19 protein-coding genes and 3 pseudogenes are annotated in these 17,667 nt (G+C 50.1%); 9 read left to right on the forward strand and 13 right to left on the reverse strand.

Going from position 1 to position 17,667, the window contains the following annotated elements:
- Positions 1 to 78: 78 nt before the first annotated feature.
- The 3 genes from pgmB to KNO71_RS03485 all read right to left on the reverse strand — a co-directional run bounded on the left by pgmB (position 79) and on the right by KNO71_RS03485 (position 2,410).
- Positions 79 to 744 carry a beta-phosphoglucomutase gene (gene pgmB / locus KNO71_RS03475; protein ID WP_214683804.1) on the reverse strand — a complete coding sequence of 222 codons (666 nt, stop codon included), beginning with the start codon at positions 742 to 744 and terminating at the stop codon, positions 79 to 81.
- Between the two features lie 200 nt (positions 745 to 944).
- Positions 945 to 1,280 carry an Asp23/Gls24 family envelope stress response protein gene (locus KNO71_RS03480; protein WP_012726997.1) on the reverse strand — a complete coding sequence of 112 codons (336 nt, stop codon included), beginning with the start codon at positions 1,278 to 1,280 and terminating at the stop codon, positions 945 to 947.
- Positions 1,281 to 1,354: 74 nt separating this feature from the next.
- A complete protein-coding gene (locus KNO71_RS03485; RefSeq protein WP_214687254.1) occupies positions 1,355 to 2,410 on the reverse strand; it encodes an acyltransferase family protein in 1,056 nt (351 codons plus the stop codon).
- A gap of 326 nt (positions 2,411 to 2,736) precedes the next feature.
- Between KNO71_RS03485 and KNO71_RS03490 the strand changes: the two genes are divergently transcribed.
- Positions 2,737 to 3,225: a hypothetical protein gene (locus tag KNO71_RS03490; protein ID WP_214687256.1), complete on the forward strand. Its 489-nt coding sequence runs from the start codon at positions 2,737 to 2,739 to the stop codon at positions 3,223 to 3,225.
- Between the two features lie 5 nt (positions 3,226 to 3,230).
- Here KNO71_RS03490 and KNO71_RS03495 read toward each other — a convergent pair whose 3' ends face one another.
- Entirely contained in the window at positions 3,231 to 3,830 is a 600-nt protein-coding gene (locus KNO71_RS03495) for an alpha/beta hydrolase (RefSeq protein WP_214687258.1), read from the reverse strand.
- Positions 3,827 to 4,771 (reverse strand): VOC family protein, encoded by a 945-nt coding sequence (locus KNO71_RS03500; protein ID WP_214687260.1) that lies wholly within the window; start codon positions 4,769 to 4,771, stop codon positions 3,827 to 3,829. Before KNO71_RS03500 ends, KNO71_RS03495 begins: the two co-directional genes overlap by 4 nt.
- A gap of 117 nt (positions 4,772 to 4,888) precedes the next feature.
- Here KNO71_RS03500 and KNO71_RS03505 point away from each other — a divergent pair, with 117 nt between their 5' ends.
- The 3 genes from KNO71_RS03505 (at position 4,889) to KNO71_RS03515 (ending at position 7,452) form a co-directional block, all read left to right on the forward strand.
- Positions 4,889 to 5,779 (forward strand): ABC transporter ATP-binding protein, encoded by an 891-nt coding sequence (locus tag KNO71_RS03505; protein ID WP_012727001.1) that lies wholly within the window; start codon positions 4,889 to 4,891, stop codon positions 5,777 to 5,779.
- Positions 5,769 to 6,962, forward strand: a complete 1,194-nt coding sequence (locus tag KNO71_RS03510; protein WP_214687262.1) for an ABC transporter permease — start codon at positions 5,769 to 5,771, stop codon at positions 6,960 to 6,962. The genes KNO71_RS03505 and KNO71_RS03510 overlap by 11 nt, the downstream gene beginning before the upstream one ends.
- Positions 6,963 to 7,026: 64 nt before the next feature.
- On the forward strand, positions 7,027 to 7,452 hold the full coding sequence (locus tag KNO71_RS03515) for a hypothetical protein (RefSeq protein ID WP_078147368.1): 426 nt from the start codon (positions 7,027 to 7,029) through the stop codon (positions 7,450 to 7,452).
- 67 nt (positions 7,453 to 7,519) lie between these two features.
- On the opposite strand, the gene KNO71_RS03520 is transcribed toward KNO71_RS03515, so the two are convergent.
- The gene (locus KNO71_RS03520) at positions 7,520 to 8,119 is read right to left on the reverse strand and encodes a helix-turn-helix domain-containing protein (RefSeq protein WP_214687264.1); all 600 of its coding nucleotides are present in this window, start codon (positions 8,117 to 8,119) and stop codon (positions 7,520 to 7,522) included.
- 90 nt (positions 8,120 to 8,209) lie between these two features.
- Positions 8,210 to 8,710 carry a PTS sugar transporter subunit IIA gene (locus KNO71_RS03525; RefSeq protein ID WP_012727005.1) on the reverse strand — a complete coding sequence of 167 codons (501 nt, stop codon included), beginning with the start codon at positions 8,708 to 8,710 and terminating at the stop codon, positions 8,210 to 8,212.
- A gap of 208 nt (positions 8,711 to 8,918) precedes the next feature.
- Between KNO71_RS03525 and KNO71_RS03530 the strand changes: the two genes are divergently transcribed.
- From KNO71_RS03530 to KNO71_RS03545, 5 genes and pseudogenes are all read left to right on the forward strand, one after another.
- Positions 8,919 to 10,613: a M3 family oligoendopeptidase gene (locus KNO71_RS03530; RefSeq protein ID WP_214687266.1), complete on the forward strand. Its 1,695-nt coding sequence runs from the start codon at positions 8,919 to 8,921 to the stop codon at positions 10,611 to 10,613.
- 534 nt (positions 10,614 to 11,147) lie between these two features.
- Positions 11,148 to 11,375: pseudogene (locus KNO71_RS03535) on the forward strand (AsnC family transcriptional regulator); the annotation flags it as partial.
- Between the two features lie 210 nt (positions 11,376 to 11,585).
- Positions 11,586 to 11,669, forward strand: a pseudogene (locus tag KNO71_RS17905) (helix-turn-helix domain-containing protein); the annotation flags it as partial.
- A 17-nt stretch (positions 11,670 to 11,686) separates the two neighbouring features.
- Positions 11,687 to 12,190 (forward strand): annotated as a pseudogene (locus tag KNO71_RS03540) (RNA-guided endonuclease TnpB family protein); the annotation flags it as partial.
- Positions 12,191 to 12,299: 109 nt separating this feature from the next.
- Entirely contained in the window at positions 12,300 to 12,488 is a 189-nt protein-coding gene (locus KNO71_RS03545) for an Lrp/AsnC ligand binding domain-containing protein (RefSeq protein ID WP_214687270.1), read from the forward strand.
- A gap of 41 nt (positions 12,489 to 12,529) precedes the next feature.
- On the opposite strand, the gene KNO71_RS03550 is transcribed toward KNO71_RS03545, so the two are convergent.
- From KNO71_RS03550 to KNO71_RS03575, 6 genes are all read right to left on the reverse strand, one after another.
- Positions 12,530 to 13,423 carry an aldo/keto reductase gene (locus KNO71_RS03550; protein WP_285223040.1) on the reverse strand — a complete coding sequence of 298 codons (894 nt, stop codon included), beginning with the start codon at positions 13,421 to 13,423 and terminating at the stop codon, positions 12,530 to 12,532.
- Complete coding sequence (locus tag KNO71_RS03555) at positions 13,420 to 13,923, reverse strand: cupin domain-containing protein (protein WP_074036164.1); 504 nt, start codon at positions 13,921 to 13,923, stop codon at positions 13,420 to 13,422. The genes KNO71_RS03550 and KNO71_RS03555 overlap by 4 nt, the downstream gene beginning before the upstream one ends.
- 351 nt (positions 13,924 to 14,274) lie before the next feature.
- A complete protein-coding gene (locus tag KNO71_RS03560; RefSeq protein ID WP_012727014.1) occupies positions 14,275 to 14,703 on the reverse strand; it encodes a CBS domain-containing protein in 429 nt (142 codons plus the stop codon).
- A gap of 403 nt (positions 14,704 to 15,106) precedes the next feature.
- Positions 15,107 to 16,198 (reverse strand): IS200/IS605 family element RNA-guided endonuclease TnpB, encoded by a 1,092-nt coding sequence (gene tnpB / locus KNO71_RS03565; RefSeq protein WP_214687272.1) that lies wholly within the window; start codon positions 16,196 to 16,198, stop codon positions 15,107 to 15,109.
- Positions 16,199 to 16,338: 140 nt separating this feature from the next.
- Positions 16,339 to 17,331: a M14 family metallopeptidase gene (locus KNO71_RS03570; protein WP_251031929.1), complete on the reverse strand. Its 993-nt coding sequence runs from the start codon at positions 17,329 to 17,331 to the stop codon at positions 16,339 to 16,341.
- An 84-nt stretch (positions 17,332 to 17,415) separates the two neighbouring features.
- Positions 17,416 to 17,574 carry a hypothetical protein gene (locus KNO71_RS03575; protein WP_214687274.1) on the reverse strand — a complete coding sequence of 53 codons (159 nt, stop codon included), beginning with the start codon at positions 17,572 to 17,574 and terminating at the stop codon, positions 17,416 to 17,418.
- Positions 17,575 to 17,667 lie beyond the last annotated feature (93 nt).

Genomic DNA, 17,667 nt, shown 5'->3' on the forward strand with positions numbered 1-17,667 from the left:
TATTTAGGACTTTTGACTCAAAAAAAGACGACGACTGTTCGGGGCAGTCGTCGTCTCACGGAAGATGATTGTAGCCATTTACACGTGAACGCGTTCGAGGATGCGTTCAAGTGAAAGTTCGTCAGTAGAAGCGACGATGAGGTCTGCATGACCAAGCATCGATTCTTCTCCGACGGCGACAGCAAACATATTTGCCGCTTTGATTGCAGTTACGCCGGCAGCCGCGTCTTCAACGCCGATGGCGAGTTCGGGTTTCACGCCAAGGGCAGAAGCGGCCTTCAAAAACACTTCGGGGTGTGGTTTTGATTGGGCGACAGTTGCTGCATCGACAATATGGTCGAAGTAATGTCGGACACCAAGTGCGTCAACGACCGCAAATGCGTTCTTTGAAGCAGAAGCCATTCCGATTTTGAGTCCCGCCTCTCTGATTTCATCGAGGAATGAAACGATACCAGGAAGAAGATCGTCGGATGAGATATGTTGAATGAGTTCAACGTAGTGCTCGTTTTTCTTTTGTGCGAGTTCTTCTTTCTCTTCCGGTGTGAAATCGTTCTGTTTACCGCCGAGCGTAAGGATCCGCTCAAGCGACTCAGTCCGACTCACGCCTTTGAGCGTTTCGTTGAATTCGCGGTCAAATGGAATTCCGAGCTCTTCACCGAGCTGCTTCCAAGCGAGGTAATGGTACTCTGCCGTGTCAGTGATGACACCGTCCAAATCGAAAATCACTGCTTCAATCGTTGACATACATGCTTTCCGCCTTTCCTTCAAATGCTTGTGTCGTCAGACTACATTTAGGGAACTTGACAAGTACCCGTCGCACGTTTGGTCAATGATGCAAACGGTTGCACTTGTTCGATTTCTATTATAAATGAAAACGTTATCTTGATGCAACCGTTTTCGCAAAAATCAAAAAAAGAGAAGAGCCTGTGCTCTCCCCTTCCTTATTACAGCTGAATCCCGACCACTTTCACGTTCACAGAACGTGGTGTCATCGCAAGCATCGTGTCCATATCTTGCGTGATGCGCTCTTGGACGGCCGTCACCGTTTTGATAATCGACTGTCCGTACGCGATGTAAAGTGATAGGTTGATGGTGATGCCTTCGTCCGACTCATCGACTTTCACATGTTTCATGAGCGCACGCTCTGACAATTTCGTATCTTCTTGCGTGAACGAGACGTGTTTCGTTTCTTTGACCGCGACCGCGGCGATCATTTCAACGACGTGACGTGATACGTTCACGTCGCCTTCTGTGCTGTGCATTCCATTTTCGTATGGCATAGGGTCACTTCCTTAACTCTAGTTTCGTTTCTTCTTAATAAAGTGTAGCGGAAATGAAGCGTTTAGAAAAGACTTTACCCTTTTACACCCTTCGTATTTTGGACTCGCTTCACGTCAATCTCGACGAGCGGACGCAAGAGACGGACCATCGGTGGACTGATAATCACGAGGACCATCACAAAGGCGACACCGAACAAGACGAGCAGTTGCATCCAAGATGTCGGCATGAACCCAGCCGGTATAAACGCCTTCGAGGCGACAACAAAGAAGACGTGGACGAGATAGACGTACAGACTATACTGCCCGGCACGCGAAAAAATCGGGAGCTGTCGTCCTGGGATGATGAGCGCGAAACTAATTGACATGAGGAGCGACACCGTATAGACGATCAAAAAGGCGAACGGTCCACTCCACATCGCCTCTGGGACGACCGTGTCATAGGCGAAACGGAATTTGAACAAGTTGCCGATATGATAGAACGTATCGTCTTGCTGGACGCGCATCGAGACCAAGAGCCCCAGCGTGAGCGTGGTGAAGACAATCGCCCCACCGATGCGGTATCGGTTCCGGTGCTCGGCCCGTTTCGGTAGCTCAAAGAAGTTGAGCGTATTTCGCTCGGACATCCAGTTCCCAATCAAGAAGAACGGATAGAACATGATGACTTTTCGTAACGCGAAATACCCCGTCGCCTCGGCTTGGAATCCGAACAGGAGCGCGAATAATAGGGCATACAACACGTACCCCTTCAGTTGTGTCACGTACGGGGTGATGATGTACCAGAAAATGATGGCCATCAGATACCAAAGCGCCCAGTATGGCTTCAACAAATTCAGTCCCGGATTTTCAAGTGAGAAAATCGGAATCCCTTCTGTAAATGCGAACCATGACCCAAGGATGACCTGCCAAATGACATAGACCACGAATAGCTGGATCACGCGCAAATAGCGGTTCTCCCGATAAAAGTAACCGCTCAACATGATGAATAACGGCATGTGGAAGGTATACAGGAACAGATACACCCACTTTGGTAAAATGTCGTCATAAGCGCCGCGGACATCGGTCAACAAGTGTCCGAAGACGACGAGTAGGACGAGTACTCCTTTAATATTGTCATACCAATAATTTCTCATAACATTCCCTCTAGTTCTCTATGATGACTGCAATGAAGCTGACCTTCATGTTTTCACGTTCTCTTTACAGACAGAATCCATATAGGTCTTGGAAAATTCCCTCACCTATCATAAGCGATTCCTCCACAAAGTGAAATTACGTTTCAACAAAATTTTCATGTCTTCACTGTCATCATTCCCATAATTCGAAGAATGCAAGCCGAAACGTCAAAAAATCCTCACGATTCAGCATGTTGTGTACGTATTCAAATAGACGGGATTGGGTACAGTATAGTATAGTAGTGTTACTTAATATTCAGAATATTCTAATAAAGGAGGTGGAGAGAATGGCATCGATCATCCGGAATCGACATCATATGGTGCACGACCCAAAACGTTCATTCTCTAACTTCGGATTCTGGTGGTTCGTCAGCGTCTTTTCCGTCGGATTGCTCCTTGTCGCCTTCGAGTCCGTCCGAAACGGGTTCTCTGCCATTCATCCTGTCTTGTCTAGCATGGTTTTCCTCGGTCTCACGTTCGTGCTCGGTGTCTGCGCCAAGCTGGCTCGTGACGTCTGGTGGCTCAACTACTTACTTGAGCGCACCCAAAACCGCTACTTATACATCGGTGGCGACACGCTCCAAAGTTGGCAGTATACGCTCGACTCGATTTGGTTGCTCACGCGCACCTCACAAAAAAAGCTCGGCCGATTGTATATCCAAATCGACCGAACTGTGCGTGCTGAGGAAGCGAAACGTTTATTCGCCGCCTATTTGATTGACCGAGGGGTCCTCGTCGTCTATTCTCGTCCGAACAAACCGAAAAAAATGGCTTGAATGAATCAGTCGAGGTATGCGGCAATCCATGTCCGTGCTGCCTCGACTTCTTCCATGCGAAGTTCATGTCCTCCCGAGTGATAGAAGAGCTCGACGTCCGCTCCCACGTTTCGGAGTGTCGACGTCAGCTCTTCTGTTTCTGTTTTCGGGCAAATCGGGTCGCGTTCGCCAGCCGAGATGAACACGTTCGTTCCTGACAAGTCAGGTAGCGTCAATGAACGGTCCGGTACCATCGGGTGGAATAGGAGTGAAGCAGTGAACGCCGGATGACGGTAAAGTGCCGACCCGATCAAATTCGCCCCGTTCGAATAGCCGAGCGGGATCATCTTGTCTCGGTCGATACCATACGTTGTCGCAGCTTCATCTAAAAACTGAAGGAAGCGCTCTGTCTGTTTCTTTAAATCTTCAAGGTCGAGCACCCCTTCCGCGTGGCGACGGAAGAAACGGGACATCCCGTTTTCAATGACATCCCCTCGAAGCGTCAAGATGTTCGCCTCGGTCGACAGTTCTTTCGCGAGCGGAATCAAATCCTGCTCGGTCCCTCCAGTTCCGTGTAATAAAACGAGTGTCGTCTCTTTGGTACCTTGAATGAATTGATGAATCATATGCGTTCTCCTCTCGGGATCGTGATTGTTGGTAGTGTGCGGACGATTTTATCTCGGTCCGCTTCGAGCCATGGCGGTAAGCGCAACGTCTCACCAAGCGTGTCAACGGATTCGTCCACGGTGAATCCAGGTACGTCCGTCGCGAGTTCGTGCAGGATGCGACCGGCATCATGGAAATAGACGGAGCGGAAGTAGTTTCGTTCTTTCACTTCGGTCGGTCTTAACCCAAGGTCAAAGATGGCATCTTGCCAGGTCGGATAATATTCTCCGTCAGAAATGCGCCACGCGATGTGATGAACTGTTCCCGTCCCAGGGACCCCGTTCGGTAAAATCGTTTTCTTCACATCGATGACGTTCCCGTAATCTGCTGACCCTTTCAAACGGATCCACTCTTCATCCTCTGCGACCCGTTCAAAGCCGAACAGTTCCGTCAACAAGCGCACGGTTTCGTCCGGTGCTTTCGACAACAAGGTCGCTCCGGCGAATCCGACAATTGCTTCATGTTCTGTGATACCGGGGATGACCCAGCGTGTCTGTTTAGAGCTCGGTCGGGCGACGAGTTCGACGACGAGTCCGTCCGGGTCTTCAAATAAAAGTGATGCCTCGCTGAACCGTTCAGTGGCGACGGTCGCGATGCCGTGCTGTTGTAGTCTTTCTTCCCAGAACGGTAAACTTCCTGCCGGTACGAGATAAGTCGTCACGCCAACCTGTCCGCTCCCGACCTGCCCTTTCCCTAAGCCCGGGATCGGGAAAAACGTGATCACCGTCCCTGGTGTTCCGACTTCGTCCCCAAAATAGAGATGATACGTGCCCGGGTCATCAAAATTGACGGTCTGTTTCACGAAGCGGAGACCGAGTACCTGTCCATAAAAATCTAGCGTACGTTGCGGGTCTTGTACCATCGACGAAATGTGATGGATTCCCGTAGACTGCGTTTTCATTGTCATCCTCCTTTTATTATCTTGATTTCAAGATAAATCATTTACCAGAAAAAGTGAAACTTTTTGCTCAAGGTGGCGTACGATAGAAGAAGAGACATTCTAAGGAGGGAATAGAATATGGCATTACATATCGAACGCGTCACCAAGGAGTTTGGTGACTTCAAAGCTGTCGACGACCTCACGTTCCGCGTCCCACAAGGGGAAATGTTTGGTTTGCTCGGTGCAAACGGTGCTGGCAAGACGACGACGTTCCGGATGATCCTCGACATTTTGAAGCCGACCGATGGGAGTATCACGTGGAACGGTAAAGCGGTCGACCATCGCATCGTCGGCTATTTGCCCGAGGAACGTGGCCTGTATCCCAAATCCCAAGTGCGTGAACAGCTCGTCTTTCTCGCAAGCCTAAAGGGCATGCGCGGGAGCGATGCCAAACGCGCGGTCAAGTCATGGCTCGAACGCCTTGAAATTCCTCAATATGAAACGATGCGCGTCGAGCAGCTATCAAAAGGGAATCAACAGAAGATTCAGCTCGTCGCCGCCCTGCTCCATAACCCGGAACTCGTCATCTTAGACGAACCGTTCAGCGGCCTCGACCCGGTTAACGTTGAAATCCTGAAGCGTGAAGTTCTCGCGTTGCGTGACGCCGGGACGACCATCGTCTTCTCGAGTCATCGAATGGAACATGTCGAAGAATTGTGCCAACACGTCGGCATCTTGAAAGGTGGCCGTGCCGTCGTAAGCGGTGACGTCCCGACAATCAAGTCGAGATACGAAGAACCTGCCCTCTTTATTGAAACGGATCAGATTCACATTCTCGAGTCGCTCCCAGTCGTGGAGACAATCGAGCCTTACAAATCCGGTCATCTAGTACGCTTACATTCTTTCGAAGACAGTGACGCCGTCCTGTCGGCACTCGTCCGTCATCAGGCGAACGTGAAGACGTTCATGCGCCAACCGGTATCGCTCAATGACATCTTCATCAAGGAGGTCGGACAGCATGTTTCATAACTTTGGACCGCTCTATGCGTTCACACTCAAATCGAGAATTCGTTCAAAAGCATTCCTCATCTCGACGGCGCTAACCATCCTGTTCATCTTCGGGTTTACGAACATCGACCGCATCATGTCTACGTTTGAGGATTCCGAGCAAGCGAGCGCACTCGTCGTGTCTGAGAACAAAGAAATCGTCGACACGATGAAATCACTCGGCTATGAAGACGTCGCCTCTAGCGAAATTACGGAAGAAGAGGCACGGACCGGCATCAACGACGGAGAGTATGGGGTCGTCGCTTTTGTTGACGGCTATGATGCTCGCGTTATCTCCGAACGCCCGGAGCAGGAGTTCACGACCCTCTTGCAAACATCCTTACAACAGTTGCGCAATGCGGAATTGATTGAATCGTCCGATGTCGACCCGACCGTCATCGCTGCCCTCAGCGAACCGATCCAACTCGACGAGTCCTATCTCGGACGCGGTGGAGAGAACTCGGATGAGCTCCTCTCGTCTTCGGCGCTCGTTTACGTCATGTTGATGCTCCTGTATATTTCGATCATCACGTACGGATCGATGATTTCAACAGAAGTGACGACGGAGAAGTCATCGCGTGTCATGGAGCTCATCATCTCCACGACTCATCCGGTGACCCATATGCTCGCGAAAGTGACCGCTATCGGGACACTCGCCCTCATCCAAATCGGAATCTTCCTTGGGTTTGGTTATGTAAGTGCGAGTAGTAGCGAACTCGCAACAACGGTCATCGAGAACGCCGGCAACGCACGGGCTGTCATCTATCTACTCGTCTTCTTCTTGCTCGGGTACTTGTTGTACGCCTCACTCTTCGCTGTCCTCGGTTCACTTGTCAGCCGTGTCGAAGAGTCACAACAAATGGTCATGCCGGTCATCATGCTCCTCGTCGCTGCGTTCTTAGTCGCGATGTTTGGATTGAACAACCCGGATGCGACCATCGTGACCATTCTCTCGTTCGTCCCGTTCTTCGCTCCGATGCTCATGTTCCTTCGCGTCATGCTCGTCGATGTGGCCGTATGGGAAGTGGCGCTTTCGATTGGGTTACTCATCGGAACGATTGGTATCACACTGTGGATTGGCTCGAAATTCTATCGTGGCGGCGTCTTGTTCTATGGAACGAACGCTATTAAACAATGGCGACAAATATTACAAAACCGTCAATAACGTTTACAGCAAATTCGTTTTCGTTTACTCTAAAGAATGTGCAAAATGAGGAGGAAAACGAACTATGCGATCACGATTACTCGCAGCCTTAATCTTTACGTTTATGACGACGCTCACGACGTTCATCTGTTATACCGTCTTCTTAGACGCGGATGCGTTATGGCAAATCCTGCTTGCCTATGCAGGCAGTGCGTTCATCGGAACGCTCGCGTTTTGGTATCCGGTCAGCAGACGCTCTCAAACGTCCCGCTTCGGTGGCGCATGGATCGGCATCATGATTACTGCAGCGACACTCATTGGCTTCACCGTCATCCGTTTCACATTCCGCGGGGACGCAGCAGCATTGCTCGACTGGCAAACGATGCTGGCGAGTCTTGCCTACACATTCGGTTATGTCGGATGGGTGCTCACAATCTTGAATATCGTGCTCGGCTTCTTACTCGCCGGCACACGTCCAAAAGTACGCTACGAAGCGCGTCCGACGCGCTGATTGAAGTGACCAGGGATTCTCCTGGTCACTTTTTTGTGCACAAAAAAAACCGTAGAATGCTCTACGGTCATTGCAATTTATACGATTTATCCACGACACCATACTCCGCGTACTGGAATGAGTTGTCTGCGAATTGGTCTGGGACAAGCCGTTCCACATAGCGGGCGAACGGGACGATGTGACGCGTCCTGTCATGTGACCGTCCGAGATCAAGCACCGCATCGACGAGCGCTTCGAGTGCATGGTGTGACGTCGGTTCCTCGTCTTCTTTGAAAATGCGATGTAACTCCTCTTCGTGCATCAAGTCAAAAATGCGCATCCGTACTTCGAGTTGCCGTTGCATTTCTTCGACGGACTTCCCGTGCATCGCTTCTTCATAGGCGAGCTTCATCTGTTCGAGTTCCGGTACTTTTCCTCGCATGAGTACTTTGAGCGACTCTCCCGTCCAAATATGGCGGGCCAAATAGTTCGGGTCGATTTGCAAAGCGTCTGCGAGCGCCTCTATGTAAGGCATGGTCGGATAGACCTCACTCAGTTCGGTACGTCGGATAAAGTACGGGGCGACGCCAATCTGTTCAGCAAGCGTCTCAATCGACAATCCGGCCCGTTCCCGTAATATTCGTATCCGATCCCCGTATCCCCGGTATGGCGCATTTTTTCCATCCATCTCAATTCCCCCTTCCCTCTCTTCATTATAATTCCCGCATTCGCAAAAAAATACTCGGAAGCCTAAGCTCCCGAGTCATGGGTCGTCTTCTTATTTCTTTGTCAACTCGACGACTTCTGAAGATCCAGCTGTCACCGTGTCGCCTTCTGCGACAAGTTTGTTCACGCCGAAGCTGTCGTGGTTCGTGATGATGATCGGAGTGATCGTCGATGGCGCGTTCGCTTTGATGAAATCGAGGTCGAACGTGACGAGTGGGTCGCCTGCTTTGACAGATTGACCTTCTGTAACGTGTGTCTCGAAGCCTTCACCTTTAAGGTTTACCGTATCCAAACCGATGTGAATCAAGTATTCCGCACCGTTGTCCGCGTTGATACCGATCGCGTGTTTTGTTGGGAATACTGTCGCGATTGTTCCGCTAACCGGTGAGACGACTTTTCCTTCAGTCGGCTCGATTGCGATCCCGTCACCCATCATTTTTTGTGAGAATACTTGGTCCGGTACGTTCGTGATGTCGACGACCTTTCCTGTAAGCGGTGAAACCGCGTTGAGTTGTTCTTCTTTACCACCAAAAAGTTTTTTAAAGAATCCCATAGCTTAATCCCTCCAACATGTTCTATTGAATCGAAGTCTTCACTTTTATACCCGAAAAGCTAATACTTCAATCCCTACCCCATTAACGGTATAGTTGTAATAAGGTAGTGCGAAATCGTTTTACACATCGTAAGAATACGAGTGTGCAATCGCTTTTGCAAGCCCTTTTTACACTTTGTAAAAATTTCACACGATGGAGGCGCTTACAATGACGACTTTCACAAAATTGTCATATGAACGGCCCGACTTGGACGCTTTAAACAGCAGATTGTCGGACTATTCTGCCGAATTACAGCAAGCCAGCACACTCGAGGAAGCGAACGAACTCATTCGCCAAATCAACAAAGAACGGAACGACTTTGAGACACAAAGTCAACTCGTCGCGATCCGACATTCGGTCGACACACGCGATTCGTTTTACGAAGAAGAACAGACCTTCTTTGACGACGCACTTCCGGTCTATGAGAAGGAGATTCAAGCGTACTATCGCGTCTTGACGAACCACGAGCTTCGCACTGAACTCGAAGCGGAATGGGGCAGCCAACTGTTCTCTCTCGCCGAGCGCGCACTTGAAACGTTCGAGGAGTCACTCATCCCGAAACTGCAGGAAGAAAACCGCCTCGCGACAGCTTATCAAAAGGTCATGTCCGCTGCGCAAATCGAATTTGACGGCAAGACACTCAACTTGTCACAGTTCGGTCCGTATCTCCAATCACCAGACCGTGATGTCCGAAAAGCCGCATCTGTCGCCCGCTATACATACCTTTCTGATAACGGCGATGAGCTCGACCGCATTTATGGGGAACTCGTACGTGTCCGTACGGAAATCGCTCACGCGCTCGGCTTCCCGTCGTTCGTCGAACTCGGTTATGCACGGATGCAGCGTGTCGGCTATGACGAGTCGATGGTCGACAACTTCCGGAAACAAGTTCGTGACGTCATCGTCCCGCTCGCATCTGCTTTGAAAGAAAAGCAGGCGAAACGAATCGGCGTCGACCACCTCTATTACTACGATGAGTCATTCGTCTTCCCAGACGGAAACGCGACACCACAAGGGGATGAGTCGTTCATTATCGAAGGCGGAAACAAGATGTATCGTGAGCTCTCAAACGAGACGGACGAGTTCTTCCAATACATGCAGGAACGCGGCGCCCTCGACTTGACGGCGAAACCAGGGAAATCCGGCGGTGGCTATTGCACTTACTTACCGTCTGAAGGACTTCCGTTCATCTTCTCGAACTTCAACGGGACGGCCGGCGACATCGACGTACTCACGCACGAAGTCGGTCATGCCTTCCAAGTGTATGAAAGCCGTCATTTGACGACACCGGAATACGCCTTCCCGACGTATGAGGCGTGCGAGATCCACTCGATGTCGATGGAATTCTTCTGCTGGCCATGGATGGAGCTCTTCTTCGGCAACCAAGTCGACAAGTATAAGTTCAATCACTTGGCCGGTAGCATGACGTTCCTTCCGTATGGCGTGCTCGTCGATGAGTTCCAACACGTCGTCTACCGCAACCCAGAGATGACAGTTGCCGAGCGTCGTCAGGCATGGCGCGATTTGGAGAAGGTCTATCTCCCGCACCGTGATTATGAGACGAACGACTATCTTGAATCGGGCGCATGGTGGCACCAACAAGGTCACATCTTCCAAAGCCCGTTCTACTATATCGACTATACGCTCGCGCAAGTGTGTGCGTTTCAGTTCTGGGTACGCATGCATGAAGACCGCGAAGCGGCATGGAGCGATTACCTCACACTCTGTCAGGCAGGCGGAAGCCGCTCGTTCCTCGAACTCGTCGAACTGGCAGGTCTCAAATCGCCATTCGCAGACGGCGTGTTGAAACAGACGGTCGGACAGATTGAAGACTATCTCTTGAAACATCCGCTAGCGAACTGATCAGTAAGACCATCGGAAGCTTCCGGTGGTCTTTTCATTTGGGTTCACTTCGTACGGAAGTATGAAAGGCAAATCAATCTTTTATTCCCTAAAAAAGAGAGGAGAAATTGATTACAGATTTTACGAACGGGAAAGCCCATATCGGGCATAGCCCGCCTTCAGGCATGGGATGAGAGTGAATTCGGATGCTTTTACATCCGACGTTCGGGTATCCTTATCCCATAGACAAGAACAAGTCTCTAAAACGCCTTCGTCCATCGCCCCTTGAAAATCTTATACGGTTCGGTCATGAAAACATATGACCGGTAAAACGATTCCTGTCGTCATGCAAAAGACGCTAAAACATCAGATGGACACACCTGCAACGACCTGTGGTGGATGGTAACAGTCCACCAGCCTGAGAATCTATATGATCTGTCTCAGGAGGGGTGATGGCACACCCTCATCTGAAGGCTTGAGCAAAACAGAAATGAACTGCGCTCGCACAAGCACTTCAGAATCCCACGGTTTTAATCGTGGGAGTGTCAAAAACTCATCCATGAATTAGAGCACGACAATCGTCTTTCCATGAGCGAACTTGGACGACGTATCAATCTTTCCGCTCCTTTCGTTAGCGAGCGGGGTCGACGACTAGAATCATTTGGAGTCATCAAACAATACTCGCTTGTACTTGATCACGAAAAGCTAGGTCTTCCAATTCAATGTATCATCAAGGCAACAGTGAAGAATGGCCACCAATACGAAGCGTTCCTTCATTATTTAACTAAATCAGGCGAGAATTCTCCCTCCTCTAAGCGTCTCGGGGCGTAGCCCGACGTAGGTGGGAGATGAATCGCCCGGTCCAACAGTTTTCTCTCCCTATGACAGATGTTACGAACAAAAGTTCGTAATTCCGTCAGATTCTCCCTCCCCTTCCTCGGGTATCGGATGAGGAGGACACATCACGATCTTCTGAAGGGAGGAGGGACGGACATGCTGAAAGGCTATAAATATAGGCTCCACCCAACGCCGGCACAGGCCGAGTTCCTGGTCCGGACAATCGGCTGCGCCCGGTTCATCTACAACAATGGATGGTTTCTGAGAAGATTGAAAACCCTCGCTTTCTTTGCCAATCCGAAGCGAAGGTCAAGAAGTCGCAGCGCGCGTTGTCACGAAAGAAGATCGGAATCAAGAATCGTGAAAAAGCTAAGCTGATCTTAGCCAAGAAACACGAGAAAATCACCAATCAACGCAAGGACTTCCTTCACAAACTGTCGAGACGGATCGTTGACGAGAACCATGTCATCGTCGTGGAGACATTGAAGTCGAAGGATATGATGAAGGATCACAAGGTGGCGAAGTCCATCGGGGATTTCAGCTGGTACGAGTTCGTCCGGCAACTCGAGTATAAGTCAAACTTCTACGGAGTGACACTCATCAAGGCAGACCCCTGGTACGCATCCACTCAAATCTGCTCCACTTGCGGAGTAAAGGGCGAGAAGAAAGCGATGGATGTCCGTGAATGGACGTGTGCCTGTGGCGCGCATCATGACCGTGACATCAACGCAAGCATCAACCTATTGATGTTGGCAAACTAAAACGAATTCCTGCAGGGTGGGAACCACCCGACGAGCTTGGTAAATAATCGTGGCTAATAAAAGTACGATCTTCCCAAGAAGCTCCCCCTTCAATTTGCGAAGCAAATAAGTGGCGAGTAGTTCACAACAACAACCCAATATTTCATTTTGTTATCGTATATCGGGTGACGCCTGTTATCTCATCAAAATGCAATTCTCGTCTTTTTCTGCGGCTGAATCTTTTATCGATGAAGTGATTCCGTATGCTCAAACAAAAACACAATTCATCTTTTCAGAAATCGATATTCAGTCAACGTGAACATGCAACAGGACTGGCAAAATTGCCAGTCCTTTATCGTTTTAAATGACGTCTAGCGGTTGTTTCGTCGTCGGTGGTGGGAATGCCTCATCGAGCGCTGCAAAATCTTCCTCACTTAAATCGAGCAAGAGCGCTGCCGCATTCTCCTCGACATGCTCGGCCTGCCCGGCTTTCGGGATGGCGATGACGTGTCCGCTCCGGATCGTCCAAGCAAGTAAGATTTGTGCGACAGAGGCACTATACGCCTCCGCAAGTCGATTGACCGTCTCGTTATTGAAGACGTCTTCTTTCACGTCACTTCCTTCAGCGAGTGGAGCGTATGCCATGACAGGAATCCCTTGTTCTTTTAGATAAGGAAGGAGGTCGTACTCAATCCCGCGACTGCCAAGGTGATAGAGCACTTGATTGACCGCACACTTGTCTCCATTCGGTAGCGACAGCAATTCCTTCATATCGTCCACATCGAAGTTCGAGACCCCCCATGCCCGAATCTTCCCGTCCGCTTTCAGCTGTTCCATCCCTTGAATCGTCTCCTCGAGCGGGGCATCACCTCGCCAATGGAGTAAGTAGAGATCCAGATAGTCCGTCCCGAGTCGTTCGAGCGACGCATCACATGCGCTGACGAGTTTGTCGCCATACGCATTGTATGGATACACTTTCGAAACGAGAAAGACATCTTCGCGTCGGTCTTGGATTGCTTCCCCTACCAACTTCTCAGACTCCCCTTCCCCATACATTTCCGCCGTGTCGATGACATGGAGTCCGCAGTTGATTCCTGTCCGAAGCGCTTCAACCTCGGCATCATGCTTCGATTTGTCTTCCCCCATGCGCCATGTACCTTGTCCGAGTGCGCGCATCTCGCGCCCGTCTTTCAATTTGACGACGTTTTGCTTCAAAGCTGCAAGTAATAAAGAATGTGGTAGTCGTTGATTCATAACGTTTCCTCCTTTGTCCATGCTTCATGTAGTGGCCCCGTCGTCCCGAAGACGGGGTCAAACTTCGGCTTTTCGACTTGTTCGATTCGCTTTACGTTGTCCGGTCGTTCTTCCGTCTTTCCTGTCAACGTGTCATAGTCACGACCGTCCGGGTATGCCCCGACCACTTGAAAATCTTCGCTCGCCTCGATGCGACGATGTCCCGTTCCCGCCGGTAAGACGAGGACATCACCTAGGCGGACGCGGACGAGGTCACCGTTCGTCCCTCCGAGTTGAAGCGTCGCTTCACCTTGTAATATGCCCAATACTTCATGCGTGTTGCTGTGATAGTGATGATAGTCGAACACCCCGTTCACCCAACTGTTCGTCCATTCATTATGGGCAAACGTCTCTCTCATCCCGCTCGGGTCATCAAAGACGCCACGATAGAGGAGCGCCGGATAATCCGGATGGTTGGGAATGGAGCCGTCATCTGTAAACAAAAAAGTTTTCACGTCCATCCTAATTCCCTCCTTGTCTCTGTCCCTGTACCCGACTTGTCACTACGAAAAACGGTCGCCCGTATTGGACGACCGTGATGGTTATGAAATGACCTCTTCACCGGACTGATTGATATGGCACTCGCCCCAGGCGCACGTGGCGTCCAAGATTGGCTTGAGTGACCATCCAACTTCCTTCACAAACTGTCGAGACGGATCGTTGACGAGAACCAAGTCATCGATGAATTAGGAGAATATGTGTTACCCCATTTTCCGCCCCTTAATTGATGTTTATCCTACTCCTATTTTTGAAAACGAAGCTGAAAGAAACATAAAACAAGCCAGAACCGCGAGTCGGTTCTGGCTTGTTCATTATCGGACTTCATTCTCCAGTTGTTTCAACTTTGTCGAGTAATACTCGATGATGTCACGGCGTCGGATGATGCCGATGAAGTATTTGCCGTCATCGACGACCGGCACGAAGTTTTGGTCCGTGATCGCATCGACAAGTTCTTCGATTTGTGCCGTAATCGAAACCGGCTTATAGCGAACACGTTGCTTAATGTCTTTTAGACGTGTCCGGAGCACTTTTTCATAGTCTTCTTCCCCGCGAAGCTGTTCTGCGAGTGCCCAGAGTAAATCCCCCTCTGTCATCGTCCCGGCGTAAAATCCGTTCTCTGAAACGAGTGGCACAGACGTGAATCGATGATGCTTCATCTTTTCAAGTGCTTGTCGTACCGTTGATTCGGGGTCCAAATATTTGACGTCTTCTTTCGGATATAAAAAGAAAGCGATGTTCATTTAAATCTCTCCTCAATCTGTTAATCCACCCCGCTATTGTACCATAAATGGTAGGACAGGTTGAACTAAATCCATGTTCGAATCTGGTTTCATCCCCCTTTCTCCAAAACAACACAAAAAAACATCGTGATTCTAGTCACAGCGATGTTTCAGTCATTCAAAAAATGGAAGGGAACTCCAATTGATTTATACCCGTTTTCGTTGGTTCTTATCCATATCGACATACAAAAGGCCCCCGATTCGGAGGCCATCGATTATTGAACAAACTGCAACAACGTATCGGTGAACTACTCGCCACTTATTTGCTTCGCAAATTGAAGTGGAAGCTTCTTGGGAAGACCGTGCTCTCACCAGCCACGGTTATGGACCAAGCTCGTCGGGCAGTCCCTGCCCTGAATGGTTGTCAGTCGGCTAACATCAATAGGTTGATGCTTGCGTTGATGTCACGGTCATGGTGCGCGCCACAATGAGTACACGTCCATTCACGGACATCCACCGTCTTCTTCTCGCCTTTTACTCCGCAAGTGGAACAGATCTGGGTCGATGCGAACCAAGGGTCTGCCTTGATGAGTGTCCGTCCATAGAAGTTTGATTTATATTCGAGTTGACGGACGAACTCATGCCAACTGACGTCCCCGATGGACTTGGCGAGCTTATGGTTTTGGATCATATCCTTCGACTTCAATGTCTCCACGACGATGACTTGGTTCTCGTCAACGATCCGTCTCGACAGTTTGTGAAGGAAGTCCTGGCGTTGGTTGGCGATCTTTTCGTGTTTCTTTGCCAGAAGTAATTTTGCTTTTTCACGATTCTTGCTCCCGATCTTCTTGCGTGACAAAGCGCGCTGCGCCTTCTTGACTTTCGCCTCGGATTGTCGGAGAAAGCGAGGGTTGTCGATCTTCTCCGAGACCATCGCGTCGTTCGTCATGACGGCGAAATGTTTTAGGCCGAGATCGATCCCGACCTTGTTCTTGGCTGGAATCCATGGTGCATCGTCCTGTTCGACGAGGAGGGAGACAAAGAACTTGCCCGTCCTCGTCATCGAGACCGTCGCCGACCGGATGACGCCCTCGAACGGGCGATGTTGTTCGAACTTCACGAAGCCGATTTTAGGCAGTCTCACTTTGCCGTCCTTGATGCGGATCGTGCCGTGCTGGTTGTTCGTCGTGTAGGAGGCGCGCGACCGCCGTCTCGATTTGAAGGCCGGGAAGCCGCCCGTCCCGGCGAAGAACTTCGCGAACGCCGTGTCGAGGTTCAGCTTCGCGTTCGCGAGCGCGAGGCTGTCCGCCTCGGCGAGGAACGGGAACAAAGGCTTGTAGGAGGCGGGTGTCGCCGGTTTCCGTCTCGTTCCGCTCCCCGTTTTCGCTTCCTCGCGGATGGCGATGCGGTCCTCGAGTAGCTTGTTGTAGATGAACCGGGCGCAGCCGATCGTCTTGATGAGGAACTCGGCCTGTACAGGCGTCGGGTGAAGCCTATATTTGTAGCCTTTCAGCATGTCCGTCCCTCCTCCCCTCAGAAGATCGTGATATGTCTTCCTCATCCGATACCCGCGGAAGGGGAGGGAGAATCTGACGGAATCACGAACTTTTGTTCGTCATATCTGTCACAGGGGAGAAGACGTTTGGACCGGGCGATTCATCTCCCACCTACGCTGGGATACACCCCGAGACGCTTAGAGGAGGGAGAATCCTCGCCTACTTCTGTTAAAAATTCACGGATGGACGCTTTTGTCGACGTCCCAAACGTACCGAATTCAAATAAAGCAGAAACGAGCCCCTTGTCCGGGTACTCTGTATCGCGCACGTGGTAAAAATGATTCGTCGAATCTCCGAGTACCTCGTCCGGGTCATACACGTTGACGTTGTCGAGACCGTACGCTTGTTTTAGCTCATCTTCCGTGCGACCGTCCCGTTTGCTGATGACCATCGTCACCTCGTTTGTCGGTCCGAGTGCGGTATGCCAATCAAGATGGACGACTTTTCCATAGCGCTCAAGTAAGTCATGTTGAATCCCCTTCAAAAAGATGGCGGACGGTTCGTCTTCATCTCCCCCGTAATACACTCCTTTCGGGAATTGATATTGCCCCATTCCTTTTGCACCACTCATCGCTTTGAAGCCATCAAGCTTAATTCCAGAGCCGAGAAATGAATAAATCTGTTCACGCGCCTCATGATAGTCGTCAATTACTCCGTCCGGTACGAAGAGATGGCGCATCAGCTCATATTCACGGTTCACGTTATACGGAACTGATTCACGATCAATGACGTAATTTCGGTTCAAATCGACATTGTGTTCATTGACCCGTCGAAAGTGTTTCATCCCCCATGGATTGACTGCATGAATAAGACAAATCCCCGTCGTTTCATGACGGACATACGCGAGTTGCGTCTGAACGAATTGATGGGTCACCGCAGCACCCGCATACCCTTCAATCCCATGTTCCCCAATCGTCATGAGAATCATCGCTTTCCGCTCTCGTTTCGGCTCCCCTAAAATAACGTCGATACTCTCGTCCCCGATCGAGTGTGTCAACAGCTCCGCTTTCGGATAAAATCGTTTCACTTCAGATAGTAAGTTCATGAACTTCTCTCGCGACTCTTCATAAGATGATGAAAAATAATGGCTCATCGCACTCTCCTCCAATCTCTTCTCCCTATCCTTTCCCAACCTGAGGCAATCTAAAAACGCCTCCTTTGCGAGGAAGCGTTTCAATCAAGGGGTGCGGATTCGTTTCGTATGTTGACGTCGGAACGCCATCATATAAAAGATTGGCCCAATTAAGACGGCACCGAATAACCAATAGAGTCCCGCATTCGCATACAGTCCTTCGAAAGGACGGAACACCCAAGCGAGAACGGTGAAGTCGACCATTCTGAAGAGTTGAATACTATATATTTACCCGCTGTTCTCTTCTTCTCGTCCTCTTCAACTAAAAAACGCACTCTGTTATCAGAATGCGTTTCG

Origin of the sequence: Exiguobacterium sp. s163, from assembly GCF_018617135.1 — a bacterium.
GTDB classification, from domain to species: Bacteria; Bacillota; Bacilli; order Exiguobacteriales; family Exiguobacteriaceae; genus Exiguobacterium; species Exiguobacterium profundum.